General features: G+C 42.4%; 12 protein-coding genes. All 12 read left to right on the forward strand.

Annotated features, from left to right (window positions below; genetic code table 11):
• The first annotated feature begins 3 nt into the window (after positions 1-3).
• On the forward strand, positions 4-2,187 hold the full coding sequence (locus AC3RV5_RS04335) for a TonB-dependent receptor (RefSeq protein ID WP_489730742.1): 2,184 nt from the start codon (positions 4-6) through the stop codon (positions 2,185-2,187).
• A 97-nt stretch (positions 2,188-2,284) separates the two neighbouring features.
• Complete coding sequence (locus AC3RV5_RS04340) at positions 2,285-4,015, forward strand: arylsulfatase (protein ID WP_489730743.1); 1,731 nt, start codon at positions 2,285-2,287, stop codon at positions 4,013-4,015.
• A 48-nt stretch (positions 4,016-4,063) separates the two neighbouring features.
• Entirely contained in the window at positions 4,064-5,779 is a 1,716-nt protein-coding gene (locus AC3RV5_RS04345) for an arylsulfatase (protein ID WP_489730744.1), read from the forward strand.
• Between the two features lie 86 nt (positions 5,780-5,865).
• Entirely contained in the window at positions 5,866-6,183 is a 318-nt protein-coding gene (locus AC3RV5_RS04350; protein ID WP_489730745.1) for a DUF485 domain-containing protein, read from the forward strand.
• Positions 6,173-7,849, forward strand: coding sequence for a sodium:solute symporter family transporter (locus AC3RV5_RS04355; RefSeq protein WP_489730746.1), 1,677 nt, complete (start codon positions 6,173-6,175; stop codon positions 7,847-7,849). The genes AC3RV5_RS04350 and AC3RV5_RS04355 overlap by 11 nt, the downstream gene beginning before the upstream one ends.
• A gap of 89 nt (positions 7,850-7,938) precedes the next feature.
• Positions 7,939-9,240 (forward strand): homogentisate 1,2-dioxygenase, encoded by a 1,302-nt coding sequence (gene hmgA / locus AC3RV5_RS04360; protein ID WP_489730747.1) that lies wholly within the window; start codon positions 7,939-7,941, stop codon positions 9,238-9,240.
• An 11-nt stretch (positions 9,241-9,251) separates the two neighbouring features.
• Positions 9,252-10,565, forward strand: coding sequence for a fumarylacetoacetase (gene fahA, locus AC3RV5_RS04365; RefSeq protein WP_489730748.1), 1,314 nt, complete (start codon positions 9,252-9,254; stop codon positions 10,563-10,565).
• A gap of 25 nt (positions 10,566-10,590) precedes the next feature.
• Positions 10,591-11,217 (forward strand): maleylacetoacetate isomerase, encoded by a 627-nt coding sequence (maiA, locus tag AC3RV5_RS04370; protein ID WP_489730749.1) that lies wholly within the window; start codon positions 10,591-10,593, stop codon positions 11,215-11,217.
• 2,730 nt (positions 11,218-13,947) lie between these two features.
• On the forward strand, positions 13,948-15,351 hold the full coding sequence (locus tag AC3RV5_RS04375; protein ID WP_489730750.1) for a sulfatase: 1,404 nt from the start codon (positions 13,948-13,950) through the stop codon (positions 15,349-15,351).
• A 513-nt stretch (positions 15,352-15,864) separates the two neighbouring features.
• Positions 15,865-17,673 carry a right-handed parallel beta-helix repeat-containing protein gene (locus AC3RV5_RS04380; RefSeq protein ID WP_489730751.1) on the forward strand — a complete coding sequence of 603 codons (1,809 nt, stop codon included), beginning with the start codon at positions 15,865-15,867 and terminating at the stop codon, positions 17,671-17,673.
• A 188-nt stretch (positions 17,674-17,861) separates the two neighbouring features.
• Entirely contained in the window at positions 17,862-19,817 is a 1,956-nt protein-coding gene (locus AC3RV5_RS04385) for a sulfatase-like hydrolase/transferase (protein ID WP_489730752.1), read from the forward strand.
• 460 nt (positions 19,818-20,277) lie between these two features.
• On the forward strand, positions 20,278-21,624 hold the full coding sequence (locus tag AC3RV5_RS04390; protein WP_489730753.1) for an MFS transporter: 1,347 nt from the start codon (positions 20,278-20,280) through the stop codon (positions 21,622-21,624).
• Positions 21,625-21,687: the final 63 nt, after the last annotated feature.

Genomic DNA, 21,687 nt, shown 5'->3' on the forward strand with positions numbered 1-21,687 from the left:
CAAATGAAGGTCATAAATAAATCAAACTTAATGGCATACAGCCTACTTTCCCTATCAATCGCTTCTCCCTCTACTTACGTCTCTGCCCAAGAAAGTGAAAAGGCAAAAGGCGTCAGAGAAGAAATAGAAGTGATTGTCACAGTTAATAAGCGAAAGGAAAGTCTGCTTAAGGTATCTGGTTCGGTCCAAGTCATGGGTGAAAAACTGTTACAGGACTTCAAACTTGACGACATGGACGCCGTTGTTGATTTTATTCCGAATGCAACTTTTAGCGCCGCTCCGAGTGGCACACCTGTGCTCGCTATCAGAGGCATAGGTACACGTGCTGGTGGAGCCATGTTGGAACAAGATGTAGGCCTTTTTATTGATGGTGTTTGGGCTGGTCGAAATAACCAAATGCAAGCTGGCTTAATGGATATTGAGGCCATTGAGGTTTTAAAAGGTACCCAAGCAACGCTATATGGCCGCAATGCATTGGTTGGCGTGGTCTCAGTCACGACCAAAAAGCCAGAAGGCGAATTGGAAGGCAATGTTAAAGCGGGGTATGAATTTGAAAACTCATCCACTTCGATAGAAGGGGGACTTAGTTTGCCCGTTACCGACGACTTTTCTGTGCGTATTGCCGGTATACACGAAGAAATTGGCGGTTGGGTTAAAAACAAAGGTGTGGGACGTGATGAGGCGGAAAACACCAACAGCTCAATGCGGTTAACTGGGGTGTATCACACAGATGCGCAGTGGGTTGTTACAGGAAAAGTGCAGGTAACCGAGCAAGAGCAAATCGGCAATAGTGCCGTGCGCTTACTGGAAGGTACTTTCACTGAATATGATGGCACTGATTTTTTCATACCAGCGGATGAGCCTGCAGCAGCTTTGCTTGGTTACTCTGAAAACGCGTTTGGTGTAGATATTAGCGCGCCGGTTATTCTTAACTCGGATATTGGCTCTCAGCGCGATTTTGTTGATACCTCCTTACAGCTAGATATTCCCCTGGGTGAGCATACGTTAACCGCTATCAGCGGCTTCAATCAAATGGATTATCAATCAGCGTTTGACCCGTCTATTTTAGGAGGCCCAAGAGTGGTTTCTTGGTATGACGAAGACTATGAACAGTTTTCTCAGGAGCTGCGTATAACCTCTCCTGGTGGGGAAAATTTCGATTATATTTTCGGTTTGTTTTACGTTCAGCAAACCATTGATCGCTTAACGTTCCAGTACCTAAATGATGACAAGCGCTTTTGGTACGGCGAGCAAGATATGGATGCCATTTCAGCGTTCGCCAGCGGTACGTGGCGCTTAAATGACGATACGCGAGTAATCGCAGGTTTGCGTTACACCCAAGAAAGTAAAGATGCTGACATTATTGTGCTTGGCAGCAATGAAGATCCAGACGAGTTTGCACAAGCGAGTGATAAAGTCAGTGAAGATACCTTAGACGGCTCGCTAACCCTTGAGTGGTCAGCGAGTGATGCATTGCTTTTATATGCAGGTGCTGCCACCGGCTCTAAAAGACCTGGACTTGCAAGCGGCAACCCAGTAAACAACTCGGATTTTGTTGATTCAACATCTTTGTTTATCCCAACCGAAGAAATAGTCACCATCGAAGCAGGCTTCAAATACCAGTTAGATAATGGCTACATCAACTCGACAATTTTTGATATGGACATATCTGATTTTCAAAATGCGGGTTTTTCTAACGGCAATATCGTCATTAGTTCTTTTGACGTTAGAAGCCGAGGGATTGAAATCGACACGTTCTATTACTTAACTGACAGCCTTACCATGGTAACGGGTCTCGGTTATATGGATGTTGAAGATACCACCAATGATGCAGAAGTATCTGGCGCTCCTAAGTTTTCAGCAAACATGACCTTTACCTATGAGTCAGAAGAGTTGGCCGATGATTTATATATGCGAGCCAGTTTAAATATCAACCATAAGTCATCTCACTGGTTAAATGAAACATCTGGCGAGAGCAACCAATTCAACGAAATTGATGCGGTTACTCTGGTAAACGCCAACATTTCACTGGCCAACTCAGCCTATAAATTAGCGCTTTACGCTAAAAATTTGACTGATGAAGAATATGCTGACTTTTCATTTAATGCACCGGGTGCTAACAACGATTATTTCTTCTCCGTAGCTCAAGGCAGAACGGTTGGTGTCGAAGCGAGTTATCACTTTTAAGCCCCTTCATTTTTCACCAATACCCTAATTGGGGAGGGGCTGCCCTCCTTACTCTTTGGTTAACGAATTCATCATTATTTAGAATAAGGGCGCGTTCATGCTTAACAATGCATTGACTTTTTGCAAGTTCTATCACGTCATACTGAGCGCATTTATCCTCACATTTGTGAGTGTTAATTCACATGCTATCGAGAGCAAAGCAAAAAAACATACTGATGAGCGACCGAATATCCTGCTCATCGTTGCTGACGATATGGGCTATACCGACTTATCTGCTTTTGGCGGTGGTGATATAGCAACGCCAACGTTAGATCATTTAGCGCACGAAGGTATAGCGTTCTCGCGGTTTTATGCCGCAGCGCAGTGCTCCGCTACCCGATCAATGTTGCTAACAGGATTGGATCATCATACAGCCGGTATGGGCACAACCGTCGGTGCTTACTCTCAACCTGCGCCTAATCAAAAAGGCAAACCTGGTTACGAAGGTGAGATTCGTGACGATGCTCTTACCGTATCTACGCTATTGCAAGACGCTGGCTACGATACCTTTATGGTCGGAAAATGGCACTTAGGCGCCAGTCAGAAAAATCGACCTATTAATCGCGGATTTAATAAAACCTACGCTATTCAGCAAAACTCTGATCATTTCAATGGCAGGTTGGGTTCATTTGGTTTCGGCAAAAGAGATTACTGGCGCAACGGCGAGGTTGATAACGAGCTACCTGAGGATTTTTATCAGACTCGCGCTTTTACCGATGAATTTATCACGAGTTTGCAACAGCGTGATGAAGATAGCCCTTTTTTCGGGTATTTAGCTTACACAGCGCCTCATTATCCACTCCAAGCGCCTGATGACATCATTGATAAATACAAAGGAAAATATGACGCTGGCTACGATGTATTACGCAAAAAACGCGCTGAGGGGTTAATGGCCACCGGTTTGTTAAGCAAAAATGCGTTGGTTAGCAATCAGCGGGATGACGTCATCCCTTGGGAATCTTTAACAGATTATGAAAAGCAAACCTCTGCTCGTGCGATGGAAATATACGCCGCTATGGTCGATGAAATGGATAGTAATATCGCAAGAGTGATTAGCTACCTTAAAAAGAACGACTTATATGACAACACGCTGATTATTTTCTTAAGTGACAACGGTGCTGAGGCGGCGTCTCAACTGCGCGGCCACGCGCCTGCGCTTATTCCTAAAGCTAAAAAAGTGGACAACAGCTTAGCAAACATGGGCAGGAAAGGTTCAGTCGTGCTCTATTCCCATACATGGGCAGCAGCTGGTGAAGGTGTATTTCGAGAGTATAAATTTTCTGGTGCAGAAGGCGGTATTAGAGTGCCAGCGATTATGTCGTGGCCAGCAGGCCAGCTAAAATCAGGCATTAACTATGGCGTGACTAGCGTACTGGATTTTATGCCTACAGCACTTGAACTAGCCGGTGTGACACATCCATCAGCCAAATCATCAATTAGCCCCTCAAACACGCAGTTTCTAAAACCTATTGGAAAGTCATTGGTGCCTGTTCTGCAGGGCAAAGTCGACACCGTGCGCACAGATAAAGATTATCTTGGGTTCGAGTTTTGGGGGGGGCGTGGCGTCGTCGCCAAGAACTGGAAATTAACCGGTTTATATAATCAACAGCAGAGCAAGCTGGAGCGTTGGGAGTTATTTGATTTGAGCGACGATCCAGGTGAGCAAATCGACCTATCTCGTGACAGACCTGAGAAAATGCAGCAAATGCAGGGATATTGGCGTGATTATGTCAAAAGTAATGGAGTGGTTATCGCTGAGCCCGATGTGCCTGCCCTGCGACTTCCTTAGGCCTAGGGCTTTTTAACCATTTATCATCCATTATTCGAGTAGATATTTATGAATAAAACTACAGTATTGCTTTTACTCACATTGTTTTCCTGCAATGTATTGAGTGAAGACCAAGCAAATACGGATAAACCCAACTTTATACTGATCGTTGCTGACGACCTTGGTTATTCTGATCTAGGCAGTTTTGGCGGTGAAATTCAGACCCCGAACCTAGATGCATTAGCGAATAACGGGGTTAAATTTACTAATTTCTATAGTGCACCCACATGTTCACCTGCCAGAGCCATGATGCTCTCAGGGATGGATAATCATTTGGTCGGTTTAGGCACGCAAAAATACTACTGGGCCGAGGAGCAAAAAGGGCGCCCTGGCTACGAAGGTTATTTGAACAACCGGTTCGTTACTGTAGCAACACGCCTCAAGGATGCTGGCTACCATACCTATATGGCAGGCAAGTGGCACTTAGGGTACGACAAAGCGAGTTACCCTTCATCAAAAGGGTTTGAAGAAAGTTTTGCCTTAGTCGAGGGCGGAGCAAGTCACTTAGACCAACGCGGTGTTATTCCAAAAGCAGCCAAGGCTAACTATGTAAAAAATGGCAAGCCAGTTGATTTGCCAAAAGACTTCTTCTCGTCAGAATTTTACACAGACACCCTGATAAACAACATTGAAAATAATCGTAAAGACGGCAAGCCATTTTTTGCTTATGCGGCGTATACCGCTCCTCACTGGCCGCTTCAAGCACCAGAAGAGTTTCTCCAAAAATACCAAGGGGTTTATAGCCAAGGTTATGGCGAAATAGCGAAGGCACGTTTAGCGCGTATGAAGAAAATGGCTATCGTCGATGAAAATGCTGTGGTTCATTCTGCGCCTGACTTTTACCCGCAGTGGAATAAATTAAACCCAGGCCAAAAAGCCCGAGAAGCACGGCTGATGGAAGTATATGCGGCTATGGTTGATGCCTTAGATTACAACATCGGGCGGTTAATTGAGTACCTTAAAAAGACCAAGCAGTTAGAGAACACCGTCATTGTTTTTCTTTCAGATAATGGCGCTGAAGGTGCTGATCCCATGGACATTACCACGCCAGCTCAACCGAACGCAGAGTGGATCCCTGAAAACTTTGACAATCGTTTTAAAAATATTGGAAAAGCGAATTCCTTTGTTTCAGTAGGGCCAGGCTGGGCTGCGGTCAGTAGTTCCCCATCACGCTTATTTAAAGGGTTCACCGCCGAAGGTGGGATAAAAGTTCCTGCTTTTATTTTTAGTCCCAAGTTAAATAGAAAATCTCATTTATCCCATGAATTTGTCACAGTGAAAGATATTGCCCCGACTTTTATGGAGCTTGCTGGTATTCCACTGGATATCACCACGCACAACGAGCGCTCGGTATTACCCGTTACTGGCGAAAGTATGTTGAGTTATTTAATGGAAAAAAAGCCAACATTACACGGAGCTGATTTTAATGAAGCGTGGGAGTTATTCGGCCGCCGAGCAGTGCGATCAGGCAACTGGAAAATGATCTGGCTTAATGATCCATGGGGCACTGATCGCTGGCAGTTGTACAACCTCGCTAAAGATCCAGGAGAAAGCCAAGACGTGTTTTATTTGTTTCCTGAGGTGGTGCGCAAACTAAATAAAATATGGGAACAGTACGTAGCGAAAAACAAAATGGTAGTGGTTGATAAAGTCGATATTCAGTACACCAACGGTACCTCCCATTATAAACATGAGATGAGCAATGATGGTGGTTTACCTAACTGATTTCAAAGCGCAACGAGAATGTGAAGTCAACGTAAAAAGCTTCTTAAAATAACAGATTAACGCCACATGAAAGGCAGGAATAGGATATGTCTCAAATGAGTTTATTGGATGTAAGTAAGCATCCTAGATTTATCGAATTAGTTAACAAGCGTCGTCAACTAAGAGTGACCATGATTAGTTTAATGCTCTCGGTTTTCTTAAGTTACTTGGTTGCTTGGGCTTATTTCCCTGAGCTTATTAACGCTCGCATCCCAAGCGACAGTTCAGTCACTGTGGGCATATGGTTCAGTGTTTTTGTCGTTTTAGTAGCTATTTTTTTATCCGCATATTATGCCGTAGTGGCTGGCAAAACACTGGATAAGTTAAACGGCCAATTGATTAAGGAAATCGAGCATGACGCGTAAATATAATAAGTTGATTTCTTGGGCCCTGCTCTCGCTAGGATGGGGTCTTCCTGCATTAGCGTTAGCAGCTGACGCGATAGGGGGCCCAGTTGAGAAACAATCATTAAACATGGTGGCCATTGCTATTTTTATTGGATTTGTATTACTTACCTTATGCATCACTAAGTGGGCATCTAGCCGCACACATACTACAGAGCAATTCTATACGGCAGGGGGGGGGATTCCCGCTTGGCAAAATGGCGTCGCGATTTCCGGTGACTTTTTGTCTGCAGCTACGCTTTTGGGGATCACCAGTAGTATTTACTCCATGGGGGTAGACGGATTAACGATAATTGTTGCTACGCTTGGATCTTGGCCAATCGTGTTGTTCTTGATCGCTGAGCGGTTACGTAATTTGGGTAAATTCACTTTGATTGACGTGATTTCATTTCGCTTGAATGCGGCTAAAATCCGCCCGATTGCCGCAGTGGCTTCATTAGTTGTATTGGTATTTTATTTGATTGCACAGTTAGTCGGAGCGGGAAAATTAATTCAATTACTATTCGGACTCGATTATCTTGTGGCGGTCATTTCAGTTAGTGCACTGATGGTTGTTTATGTGGCTTTTGGGGGGATGCTAGCTGCCACATGGGTTCAGTTTATAAAGTCAGTGATGTTGGTAGTCGGTGGGTCTGTTCTTGCGTTATTACTACTCATTCATTTTGAATTCGATGTGGGGGAAATTTTCGCGAGTGCCGAGCGTGTTCATGTTAATGGGGAGAATATATTACAAACAGGCGGTTGGTTAACCGATCCTTTATCCGTGTTTTCAGTAGGGCTGACCATGTTGTTCGGGTTTATTGGGCTACCTCACATTTTGATGCGTCTTTTCACTGTAAAAGATGCTGAGGCGTCTAGAAAGTCTGCTTTCTATGCCATATCAATTATTGGATATTTTCAATTGCTGATCATACTAATTGGTTTTGGGGCGATCTCGTTGATCATGTTTAATGGCGATTATCACGATGCAGCCGGTAAATTAATCGGCGGAAATAATATGGTGATCCTTCACGTTACTCATTTCCTTGGTGGTGACTTTCTACTTGGCTTTATCGCTGCGGTGACTTTTGCCACGATCCTAGCTGTTGTGTCGGGTTTGACTATATCCGCCGCGGCAACTATCGCTCACGATTTGTACGCTGAGACTTTCGCTAAAAGTGAAGTCACCGAACAAAAAGAAATGCTGGTTTCAAAGTTATCGGTTATTGGAATGGGCGTTCTAGCGGTGATCTTTGGCTTGGTATTCGAACACCAAAATGTGGTGTTCATTTCTAACTTGGCTATGTCTATTGCGGCCAGTGCCAATGCTCCTGTGCTCATTTTAGCCATGTATTGGCGTGGTCTAACAACGAAAGGCGGTATTGCAGGGCTGGTGGTTGGCTTAGTCAGTTCGTTAGTCTTTATTCTTCTGGGTCCACAGGTCATGGTGGATATCATGGGAATGGAAAATGCTTTATTCCCTTACGCTTACCCAACGATAGTGTCAGTTCCATTGGCATTTTTGTCTATTTGGTATTTCTCCGTGAGCGACAAGAGCGAATCTGCCGCTAAAGAGCGCGAAAGTTTTCAAGAACAGTTTGTAACGTCTGAAACCGGTATCGGTATTCAAGTAGCAAGTAAGCACTAAGTGACTGAACCACTTAACCAATTATAAAACTATACGCCTTTGCCACTGTACATAAGTGGCTAAGTGTAAATGGCTGTGAAGGAGAGAATATGATCCGCCCAGATGAATTACAGTATCTCAATGGATTTGGTAACGAGTTCGAAACAGAAGCAGAAGTAGGTGCATTACCTCTTGGGCAATTTAACCCACAAAAAGTCGCTTTTGGATTATACACAGAGCAGTTTAGTACTACTGCATTCACTATGACTCGAGATAAAAATCGTCGGACTTGGTTTTATCGAATTCGCCCGTCAGCGGCTCAAAGCGACTACCGGCCATTTCCCCAAGGATTAATGCGCAGTGGGCCGATTACTGAGGTGCCAACACCACCCAATTTGCTTCGCTGGGACCCCGTTCCTATGCCACAGGAACCTACTGATTTTGTGGGCTCTTTAGTCACACTAGCGGCCAATGGCAGTGTAGGCGTGCAGGGTATGGGTGTGCATGTATACGCTGCTAATCAATCCATGCAGAACCGTTTTTTTTACAATGCTGATGGTGAGTTTCTTATTGTACCTCAGCAGGGCTCTCTGATTTTGCATACAGAAAGTGGCATCTTGCATATTGCCCCAGGTGAGATCAGCGTTATACCACGAGGGATAAAATTTCGCGTTGAATTGCCTGATGGCAAAGCTCGGGGGTATATCGCTGAAAACTATGGCGCACCAATGGTACTGCCTGAGCGCGGTCCAGTGGGGTCAAATGGATTCGCTAACGAGCGAGATTTTCAAGCCCCCGTTGCGGCCTACGAAGATATAGACGGTGACTTTGAGCTGGTGTGTAAATTCAATGGTGGCATGTTTGTTTGTGACTTAGATCACTCTCCCTTAGATGTCGTGGCATGGGTGGGGACTTCCTATCCGTATAAGTATGACTTATCTCGTTTTAACACCATGAATACGGTGAGCTTCGACCACCCTGATCCTTCTATATTTACCGTACTGACATCACAAACGGATACTGAAGGCACAGCCAATTTAGACTTCGTTATATTTCCTCCTCGCTGGATGGTGGCAGAAAACACCTTTAGACCACCTTGGTATCATCGAAACTTAATGAGTGAATTTATGGGGTTAATCGAGGGCGAGTATGACGCCAAAGAGCATGGCTTTGTGCCCGGAGGGGCAAGCCTACACAATTGTATGTCACCCCATGGCCCAGAGGCCTCTGTTTTTGAACAAGCGTCAAACATGGAGCTAAAGCCTCAGCGCTACGAAGATACGATGGCCTTTATGTTTGAGTCACGTTTTATCTTCCAGCCAACGGACTTTGCGCTGAAAAGCACCACGCGTCAGCGTGAATACCATAAGTGCTATGGTAATTTGAAAAACTATTTTAGAGATCAAAAGTAAAGGTGAAAATTATGTATCCGATAAATGAAACTCACGATATCCACCTTTCTAGCTGGGTTAAATCTGCCAACCAAGTAGATAGCGATTTTGGTATTCAGAATTTACCATTTGCCATCTTTCGGCGAAAGCACACTGATGAAGTGTTTAGAGGGGGCGTAGCGATCGGCGATAAGATTGTCGATTTGAAAAAACTCAGTGAAGCTGAAGTCTTTACTGGCTTAGCACAAAAGGGCGTTTTGGCTGGTGCCAATTCGACCCTCAACGAATTTATGGCCATGGGTAAAGATACCTGGGGAGCACTGCGCTTAGCGCTATCCAAAGCGTTAACTGCAGGCTCGCCATTAGAACCTACTTTAGCAACTTGCTTGGTTGATCAAGCGGATACACAGTACAATTTACCTTGTACTATTGGTGACTACACAGACTTTTATACATCGATTCATCACGCAACCAGCGTAGGTAAATTGTTCCGCCCAGACAATCCATTGTTGCCTAACTATAAATGGATCCCGATTGGTTATCATGGGCGAGCTTCGTCAATTGGTGTATCGGGGCAGAGCTTTCATCGACCGGTGTCACAAACAAAAGCACCTGATGCATCTGAGCCCAGCGTTGGTCCCTGCAAGCGATTAGATCATGAACTTGAGCTCGGTATATTTATGGGGGCAGGTAATGAATTGGGGCATTCCATACCGATCGCGGATGCTGAGGCGCACATATTCGGGATCTGCTTATTCAATGATTGGTCAGCTCGCGATATACAAGCATGGGAATACCAACCTTTAGGACCTTTCCTGTCTAAGAGTTTTGCATCAACGGTGTCGCCGTGGATTGTGACGATGGAAGCGCTCGCGCCATATCGTGCAGCTTTTAGTCATCCAGCAGATGACCCTCAACCTCTAGGCTATTTGTCTTCTGATGAAAATAGCAAGCAAGGGGCGATTGATATTGACCTGGAAGTACTTATTCAAACGCAAAAAATGCGTGATTCTGGACTTGCTCCAGAAAGTATTGCTAAGTCTAACTTTTTACATTCCTATTGGACTGTTGCACAGTTAGTTGCCCATCATACAGTGAATGGATGTAACTTACGTCCTGGTGATTTACTGGGCAGTGGCACCCAATCTGGGCCTGAGCCAAACGAAGGAGGCTCGATGCTTGAATTGTCAGTTGGGGGGAAAAAAGCTTTGGCCTTGAGTAACGGAGAAACCCGTACCTTCATTGACGATGGCGATTCAATATTTATTCGAGGCTGGTGTGAAAGTGAGTGTGCTGCACGGATCGGTTTTGGTGAGGTTGTAAGCACGGTATTGCCAGCCCGGTAGAAGGCGCTTTCCTTAAGGAGTTTGTATGAAATTATTTGGTTATTATCGCTCATCAGCTGCCTATCGCGTTCGCATCGCGCTTAATTTTAAAGCGATTAAGTATGAGCATGTTGGGGTGAATTTAGTTAAAGGTGAGCAGCGAGGAGATGCCAATCTGGCGCGAAACTCACAAGGGCTCGTACCTACCCTGCAAACTCCGCAAGGGAAGTACATTAACCAATCCACCGCAATTCTTGAATGGCTCGAAGACGTCTACCCAGCCAATGCACTATACCCTAAAGATGCCCTGCAAAGAGCTGAAGTACGCGCTTTGGCAAATACTATAGCTTGTGATATCCATCCGCTTAACAACTTACGGGTGCTTAACTATTTAACTGACAAATTAAATGTGGATAACGATGCCAAAATGACTTGGTATCGCCACTGGATTGATCTAGGATTTACCAGTTTAGAGAAACGCATCGGCCAAGGCGGCTATAGCTATGGCGGTGAGCTAAGCATGGCCGATATTTATCTAATACCTCAGGTTTACAATGCATTGCGATTTCAGCAACCAATGGATAATTTCACGAAAATCATGACTATTTATCATAAATGTAACCAACTTCAGGCGTTTAAAGATGCCGCCCCTGAGGTTCAACCTGATGCGTAAATCAGGTTTGAAATAAGTTTTTTGCTAAGCAATGGCTACTCAAAAACGAGTGAGAGTAAGCAACTATAAGTAATCGGTTACAGTAATGGTCAACCTCAGCTAAATAGCAATACCTTAAATTGTGGCTTAATAAAATGATCGCTAATTATCAATAAATAAGAGTAAGTCTGAAGTAGGGCATTTTCAATATGAAGTTAATTAAGGGGTGAAATTTTAGGCTTTTACATTTCTAAATGAGTTAGCAAATTGCGATAAAACGATTTTTTCGATTCATTGTTATATCTCAAAAATAAGAGAAGAACTCTTCATTTTCTTAATATCTGCTAGTTATGACTGCCACTGAACTGATCAAATTTTTACATTAGTAGTAGCTTTCTGTTTAATAAATGCACAGAGTGGTTGTCGATTTTTTATTATTTTAGACATGCTTTCGAACGTAAATTAACATAACAGTTAATGAATAAGACATGGATGAAAATGCACTATTTTAAAGAGAGTCGAGCACAAAAAGGTGATCTGGATTTATGTAATAAAGCAACTTTCAGACTAATTTTAAATAAATGAAGTTGACCACTATTTTGCTAGAATATCGTGTCACTTTTTTCACTTTTTCTATCCTTTTTTTCATGCTTTTTTGTATGTATTCGCGATGAAAATGTTACATTCTTCATGTACTAAACCTAATGATTTATCGATAGGCTAAATATCGTTTTTTACAAATTCTCGTTCATTTCATTCTGCTAAATGAAGTTTTTAGTTTAAATTTTGAAGAGTGAAAAATACGTGCTAACTCATCTTTAAAAAGCACAAAATAGTCTACTTTTACGCGTTCAAATTGTCAGTTTTTGCGAAAGTCGAAAAACGGACTTGCAGGACAGGGAAAATGCGTTACCCCGAGAAAGAAAGATCTCCGATTTTGATCCTTCTCCCCCCGTTACTCCGAGTTTGAAATTCTCGGGGTAACGCGCTTTGCTTTCTCGGAGTAACACCTAAAATATTGTTAAGGTGGAGTGATTTTTCGTGTATTTAATTTATCGCGATTTTCGGGTGAAGTCTTCGATCTGATTTTTATTTTTGGTAGTAAAGAAAGCAATAGAGTTTTCAATATTTTGTTTGTGTTTAAGTCCTGAGTCATTAGTTATCTTTTCGAACTTTTTAATCAAATTATAAGCGCTCTTGCGCTATAAATATTTCAGCATTAACTAAGACAATAGTTGTGTCAGTTGAAGTAGAAACTATGCTCGATTCGAAAACTAGGTTCAACGTACAGTTTTGGGTGGATTTCGGATCGGAGAATTAATGCTATCAGATAGGTACAGTACGTTCTTTCAACATCACTTTTATGAAGTTGGAAGTCGATGTTTACTACTTTGCTAAGTTATTAAAATAGGCTCATGTGAAAACGTAACTCGCTCCTGTCATACTTAATCATCTTGAATTGTTTAGGGGCAAGATGAAAAAGGCGCGGGTATTTAACCAAGGCACTGAACGTTGAGCCTAACAACGCCCAAGCTAACCATCCGCTAGGTTTATTCAAAATTCACCAGAAACAATATGGGCAACCGCTGGCTAACTTAAAAATATCATTACACAGCGATGAAGCATTGCCGTCTTTTGCTTATATTTATGCAGTTGCCCTTGACCACCAAAGCCACACTAATGTGGCTATCAGTGAATTGGAAAAGGCACATCAACGCTGGCCAACTGATACAGACGTGCTAAGTGCACTCATCAGCTATTTAAACAAAACGGGCAAAACCGAAAAAAGCGCAGCAATATCAATCTAAGCTGCAAGCGTTGCAACAATGGAGTCAAAGTTGAGCAGAGACGATGAGATTGCTTTATTGTCTTTTAGCAATGCTTCTGACCCCTTTTCGCTTTGCGAGGACAACGGAAAATCCCCTCCTAAGATACCGAATTAGTCATAGTGTTAAAAAATATTACTCGACCTAATGCTAAAGCAAACTCGTGTTCTTCTCACTAACACTAAGAAAGCGCACCGTAAGATTATCGACTTTACTCTGTCACAAAACTCTGTCACATTTACGTTATATGAACTCAACTACACGAGTTCTGTGGCCTAAAGATTTTGGTCAGCGAATCTCTCTCTCTCTCTCCGCCAAATAATCGCATAGGCCCCGTATATCGGGGCGTTAAGCAGTTTGAAGAGTTATAAACTCTGTCACAGAACTCTGCCACAAATAGGCAGAGACATGAAAAATAACCTTCCCACATATTTGTATCAATTCAAAAATTCATCAAATTATTTTTTTCGTACTTGTGTTCTTACCGTTTAAATGAGAATAGCTATTCTGTAATGGCATAGTGATGTCTTGAGCAAATAATGCTGGCTGCATTGTGAGTGAGTAATAATTAATGCGAATTGGTATAATTTGAGTAACAAAATCTTTTATTTACAAAGTTTTGGGACATCGTTATCCTAAATGTGAGTTGTTAACAGCTCTCTGAGTAAAACTTAATTAAAATTACAGCTCTATATCTGGTTAAGACAACTTTCAACTCTGCAAGTTAGCTAAGACGCCTGATTTCAGCTTACCAACTCAGGGAACTACTTATTGAGTTCGGCCGTTATCTGTTTCAACGGAAGCGGACGCTCTATCACACCTTCTCTGATCACCGAATTAGTAATGGTTGGTTTAAAGCTAATGAAGAACGCTTTGCGACCAGTCGGTAGTTGACGATAAAGAGAATGTAAATTAAGGATAAAGTATGATTTCAAACAATAGAAAGCCTCTATGCATTGCCGCTTTGTATATCGCCAGTTCGTTTTTCTCATTTTGCTATGCAAATCAATTGGCTGAAGCACAAGGTGTAAAAAAACCAAACATTGTTATGTTGTTTGTTGATGATATGGGGTGGATGGCAACCGAAAGTAAAACGCCAAAATACGAAACGCCTAACATCACGCAACTAGCGGCTCAAGGTATGGAGTTCGATAGCATGCATATCGCAACGCCGACTTGCAGCCCTAGTCGTGCGACGCTTGTCACTGGATTGCATCCAGCTAGGCTAAAGATGGTTAGGCATATTCCGCAAAAGCCTCAATACGGATTTGATAAATATGGACGAACCAAGCAAAAAACACATTTATGGGAAAAAGATCCGGCTCAAATGCCAAGTACCAATTGGCTAGACACAAAATATATAACCTATGCGGAGGCATTAAAGCAGGTTGGTTACTATAGCGCATTTGTCGGTAAGTGGCATTTAGGCCATGAAGGATATCACCCTATTGATCAAGGTTTTGATCAGCAAATTGGTACCTCTAACTTTGGTCATCCATCAAGTTATTACCCTCCTTATTTTAAATTTTCTGATACGTTAGCAGATGGCAAAGATGAGTATTTGACTGATAGGCTTACTCGCGAAGCTGTCGAATTCATTGACGATTATGATAAAGAACAACCGTTCATGTTATCGCTTTGGTACTACGGAATACATTCTCCTGTTGTTGGTCGTAAAGATTTAGTCGCGCATTTTAAGGCAAAAGGCATGTCTGAAGAGGATGCTCAATATGCTTCAATGATCAGTGCTATCGATGAATCTGTTGGCAAGGTACGTCAAGCACTCAGTGCTAAGGGACTAGAAAAAGATACCATTATTATGTTCCTTTCAGACCAAGGTGGTTTATTCGATAACTCGCCACTTCGTGGGAGCAAACGCATTGACACGCTTTATGAAGGAGGCGCTAGAGTACCGTTTATCGTTAGTTGGCCTGGCGTCATTAAAGAAGGTGTTGTGAATCACAGTATTGTTCAATCGACGGATCTTTTCCCCACCATCGTTGAATTCGCAGGCTTAAAGCCTGACAATTTTAAAGATCTAGATGGTGTATCACTGGTGAGTACCATTAAAAATAATACTGAATTGGCCCGAGGTGATGCCATTTATGGTTATCGTGCTTATCAGGATTTATATGCGTCGGTGCGTGAAGATAACTGGAAATTGCTTGCTTATCGCAGCGGGCTGCTCAAACTTTATAACATTCCCAATGATATTAGCGAGACCACGGATTTAGCTGACAAGCACCCCGAAATCGTTGCCCGTTTAAAACAGAAACTTCAATTGTGGGAAAAAGATATGGGAGTCGAGCAGTATTCTGGCGTCAATTAATCTGTGTTATCTGCTTTATTCCAACTGACAATATGATCCGCGTCAGATATTTATAACTATTTGGCAGCAAAGCATAAATTTGTTTTGCTGCTTTTGTACTGAAGAGCAACCAGTGTTGTAAGCTACAGAACCAGCACCAGCACCAGCACCATCATCATCACACCTTCCATTCTCAATTCAAGCTATGAAATATAACAAACCTAGCTCACCGGAGAATACACTCTTTATTTCTAACTTCCTTCGGGCGGTTGGGCGAGCATCCACTAGGCTCTGTTCTCTACAATGTTATTTAAGACGGCGCAGCTCTCTCGTTCTTGTTAATCGGTAAAGAAATGTAAAGTAGGTGTGAAAATAAAGCTTTTCTTTTGTTGTTTTAGTGCTTATTTAGAAAATTTTAGTTAGTATTAGGGATAACGTAGTCCCTGTTTTGAAATTAATGGTTCCATGTGCGCTATCAATTTACTAAACAACTAATGTAAATTTAATCACTTTTACGGTAGGTAGGTAGGTAATATGAAGAAGACGATGGCATTGATTGTAGGTTGTCTGGTAATTGCGTTCACGGCGAATGCTCACGCAACCACTGAGATACGATTATCCCCCTCTGCGAGCGATATGACCCCCGTTCTATTAAAAGCGCTTAACGCCACAGACGATAAAAATATTAAGATTGTGTTCGAGAAAGGCGAATATCGATTTATGCCAGATTTTGCCACTGAACGGTACAGTACGATTACCAATCATGGTAATGGCTTGAAAAAAGTCATATTTCCCTTGGATGACTTCCAATCTGTAGAAATTGACGGCAATGGTTCCAACTTCATATTTCATGGACGTGTAGCGCCTTTTCAGATTTACCATAGCCAGAATATCACGATTAAAAACGTGTCTATTGACTGGGATATTCCTTTTACATTTTTAGCCGAAATTGTGGCTGTAAATGAAAAAGAAGGCTGGCGTGATGTGAAGCCAACCAGCGGCAGTCACCAATGGGCGATTAAAAATGGACAAATAACCTTTCCTAATGTAGATGGTTTCTCGTTTTCTGAACTGGGTAGTTCATTGGCTTGGGAGCCAGATACTAAGCGAGTTTATCCTGGTATCAAGGACGCAAAGAGTCGACCCACTAAGGTAGAAAAATTAGATAATGGCTTGCTACGTATACATGAGAAGTTGAAGGCCTTCCCGCCCGTTGGCAGCCTAGTAAGTTCTAAAGGGGACCGCGACCTGCACAGGTATGCGCCCGCGTTTCATGTGAAAAACTCAAAAAATGTTGAAATAAACAATGTAGTGGTTCATCACGCATTAGGAATGGGATTTTTATTTGAGCGCACTGAAAATATAACCTTACATAAAGCGGGTGTGTATTTGAGCGACGGCAGTGACCGGGTGATATCGACTATTGCCGATGCTACGCATTTTGCTAATTGTAGAGGTCATGTGTTAATCGAAGATAGCCGTTTTGAAAATATGCTTGATGATGGCACTAATCTTCGTGGTACTTATGTCATTGTTGACAAAGTCATCAGCGATAAAGTGGTTAGATTTAAGTTTGGACATAGGGAGCAACTAGGCTACGAATTTGCGGGCACGGGTGATGAGGTATGGTTTATTCAACAACCAAATACCGACCGTCAGCAGGTCAATACTGTCACTAACGTAAATGTTATTAACCAAACCTATTCTGAGCTCACTTTCTCGAATGCGTTACCCAAGGATTTGAAGCCGGGGGATATGATTGAGAATAAAACATGGTATCCAACTTTTACCATGCGAGGCACCAGTATTAAAAATCATCGGGCGAGAAATGTCGTCATAAAAACGCCGTTGAAAACGGTGATAGAAGATAGCTACTTTTCCTCAATGATGGCCTCGATCCTATTCCGTGGTGAAACCTTCGTTTGGTTTGAGGCTGGTGCTGTCGGTGATGTGTTAATTCGTAATAATCATTTTGAGTACAATTCTTACTTTGGTGGTGAACAAGCGGTGCTATATGTCACCCCTAAGTTGGGTAAAGCCTTTAATCAAGATCAACTCTACGATCGAAATATACGTTTTATCGATAACAAAATAGATACCCATGGGGGGCGGATAGTGTGGGCTGACAGAGTTGATGGAATGGTGATCGAAAATAACACTATTGATAGAAACATTGATAAAGAACAGTTGTACCCAAATGCCCCTGTTTTTGAATTTGAAAATAGTCGCAATGTAACCCTTAAAAACAACCTTTATACAGGGCACTACAATACAGCCGTAATGGTAGATGAAAAGTCAGCAAAAACGCTTAGTGATGACGGCTCAATTAAATCACGCAAGTAATTCTAACGTGTCACCCCACTGGCGAGTCCAAGCGCACAATAACCGTGAGTTGCGTACTTTGGTGGAGGATTTAGGTAACTGCGATTTTGAATTAACCAATGTCAGCAAATAAGGCTTTCCTGACTCTATCGAGCAAAGGGGCTACACGCTCTACAACGATGAAATCAACCTAAGGTGTCATTAATACTATGAAAAAACGTACTGTATATAGCAGCGTGACGCTTCGCTCATTAATTCTACTCACTGGGCTTTTACCGTTGAGTTTTTCTTGGGGGCAAAGTAATAGTGAGACTGCAGTGGTAAAGCGCCCGAATTTTGTGTGGATCGTCTCTGAGGATAACTCTGCTGAATTCCTGAAAATCTATAACCCAGATAATCCTGAGGGCTTTGGCGTCAATATGCCAAATGTTGAAAAACTAGCGGCCAAGGGTCTTATCTTCAATAGCGCTTTTTCAAATGCCCCCGTGTGCTCAACGGCCAGAACGACTCTGACGACCGGGGCTTATGGGCCACGTATAGGCACGGAATTTCATCGACCATATAAACTTGCTACGCTGCCCGATGACGTAAAATCTATTGGCCAGCTGATGCAAGAGGCGGGTTATTACACCTCTAATAATGCTAAAAACGATTTTAATTTTACTGAAAAAACTAAAACAACCGTTTGGAACGATACAAGTAAAACGGCTTCTTGGAGCGGTCGTAAAGCCGACCAGCCGTTTTTTCATATGCAAACCTGGAAAGATACCCATGAGCATACGCTGCATTTTCCTATTGAGGACTTAAAAACCCACAAAAATGATCACAGCATCAAAAATATGGATAGATTCCCGATTTATCCTGACACGGCATTATTCAGGTATACCTTAGAGCGATATTTAGATAACCACGTTACCATCGATAACAAACTCGGCCAGCTCGTTAAAAATTTAGAGGACGAGGGCTTATTAGAAGATACGTTTATCTTTTATTTTGGGGATCATGGAGGTGTAATGCCTGGGAGTAAAGGCTATCTATTTGAAAGGGGCTTACATGTGCCTTTAGTGGTTCGTGTTCCTGAACATTTTAAATATTTACTCGCTGACGACATGCAAAATGCACAGAACGCAAGACTTGACGGTTTTGTAAACTTTATCGACTTTGCGCCGACATTATTAAAATTAGCCGGTATTAAGCCTTCGCCGCAACATGACGGCCGCGCTTTTCTAGGAATGGACGTCAGTACAAAATCATTGGCAACCCGAGATTATAGCTTTTCTTATGCTGATCGTTTTGATGAAAAATACGATCTGCTTCGCGCGATTCGAAAAGGAAACTTCAAATACATTCGTAGTTATCAGCCTTATTATCCGGACGGCATGTTCGCCGAGTATCGATATAAACAAGCCGCCTACCGTGAATGGAAAGAGTTGTATCGCCAAGGTAAGTTACCGAATACCCAATCGGCATTTTTCCGCGCTAAATCGCCAGAACGCCTTTATGATATCGCATCAGACCCAGATGAATTACACGATCTAGCCGATGATCCTCAGTATCACGACGAGCTGGTTAAGCTGCGGGCCATGCTAAATAGGCAAGTCAAATCCATGCCCGATTTGAGCTTTTATCCTGAATCATTTTTGCTTGAAAACGCCGTAAACAATCCTGTGGCCTTTGGTCAGCAACATATGGATGAGATAGCAGAATTGATTGATATTGCCAATCTACAGTTGCAACCGTTTGACGCGGTCGAAAAGGAGCTTGCAGTATTGTTAAAATCAACAAACCCGTGGCAACGCTATTGGGCTTTAATCGTGCTGAGTTCGTTTGGTCACGAAGCGGATGTATTTATTCAATCTGCTAGCACGTTATTAGAAAATGACGACAATGTCTTGGTCAAAGGCAGAGCTGCAGAGTTTCTAGGAATTGTGGGTAAAATTGATCCAGTTGTAACGCTTGGTAAAATGTTTGCAGAGGCGCCAAGTGATATTGCGTTATTAGAGTTGCTAAATATAGCTACTTATTTTCATGAGTCAGGAGGATGGATTTTCCCTGAAACACTCATGCCAGAACGACGTCAAACATTATCTGTTAGAGCGCTTGGCTACCGCATGATGGACACTTGGCTATCCGCTCGGTGGAAGTACATTAGTGCCGAAAATTAGCTTTTTTAACAATACGATGCGGTTACATTATTGATTGATGTTAACCGCTTCTTGCCTATAAAAACGTCGCACCAAGTCACTTCTAAAATGAGTTCGTAAAAATAATCAAAGTCGTTTCGCCTTGATATGGCAAAGTGATGGTTAAGTTAACCTGCCATTAATACTCTCGACCTTGTTCGTTTGATTGGGTTATGACGGACGGCAATTGTCAATTTAGGCTTTAAACATGGTATGTCGTATCAACACATATTTTCAATTTATCTCTCTGTTTATATTCGCTTTTCCTTGCCTATTTGTACTGACTGTTCGCATGTCCATCCCTGATGAACGTGCCGTATCCAATGATTGAAATAGCCATAGATAAAGCGCTAATAATTGCATTACACTGGTTGTTCATCTTGCAGACAGTTAATTAATTCCGTGAGCAATCAATCTTTTACTAACTCTAGAGCAAAAAAAAATGCCGACAGCCGAATCTGCTGGACCTGATATTGTAGAAAACAAAACTCTGTTCGCTTTGGGGTTTGGACATGTGTCTATGTTTTACAGTAATCAAGGTTTTTTGCTTTTTGCTATCCCTTTTTATCAAATGACATTGGGCCTTGATCCGTTTTTATTGAGTTTATGTTCGGTGATCCCGATGGTTATTGCGACGACATTAAAACCATGGATAGGACATTTATCGGATGGGTTTCATTCAAGATTTGGTCGCCGAAAGCCATTTTTATTTTGTGCCGCAGTAACGAGCGGCTGCTTATACGGTGTGCTGTGGAGTGTGCCGCTGGAGTGGAGTGATAGCCATAAATTTTTATATCTCGGTGTTTTTTCTTTGCTTTTTCACATCGCTGGGGCTTTTTATAGCATTCCGTTGAAATGCATGACGTTTGAAGCAAGCGATAATAGCTATCAACGGACGCGCATTTTTGCGGTTACCAATATATTTAGCCGCGTCTGTGGAATGACTTATCAGTGGGCGTTTCCATTAACACAACTGGCAATCTTTGGTTCGATTTTTGCGGGCGTTAAAATAGTTGGCTGGGCGATTGGGTTGGTGTTGATTGTGACGATGGGGATTATTCCGGTTTTTTTACTCAAAGAAAAACCGAGCACCCAAGTGCTAACAGAGGTAAGTCTTGGCACCAAGATTAAAACCGTCTCTCGTAATCCTGACTTCCTCTATTTGATGCTACTCGTTACGCTTATTGTATTGGGCATAGGCTGCTCAGTGTCAATGGACTACTACTTATTGGTGTATTTCGTTAGCGAAGGAGACATAGCACAAGGTGCAGTTTTAAAGGGCGCGTTATCGAGCGCGTATGCGTTTCTCGGTATCTTATACATACCTTTAGTATTATATATGACGCGTAAAATGGGAAAGCTAAATGCACTGAAACTTATTTTTTTGATAGCCGCCATGAGTGGCTTAGTGAAGTGGTTTTTATTTGTTCCATCGATTGGCTGGTGGATTGTTTTAGATGCAGTATTTTCAAACTTCGTTTGGACTGGCAATGCGCTGATAATCCCTTCATTGATTGCAGATCTTTGCGCAAAACATGAAAAACAGTGTCACTACGATATCAAAGGGATTTTTATCTCAATGCACTCTTGGGTGAATTACATCAGCAAAGCGATGGCGTTACTTGCTTTGGGTATCATTTTGAATGCTATCGATTTTGACGCCAACCTAGGCTCTATGCAAAGCGACAATACGCTTTACATGATGAGGATAATATTAAGTTTTGGTACCGCGTTTATTGCGTTATTGATTCTTTTCTTATTATTTAAGAGCAGGCTACGCAAGCTTTAGTACTTGGGGAATTTGTGACAAATATGAGCGCAAAATAAACGGTAACATGCAGTATTTTAACCG

Source organism: Paraglaciecola sp. IT1134, assembly GCF_058068185.1.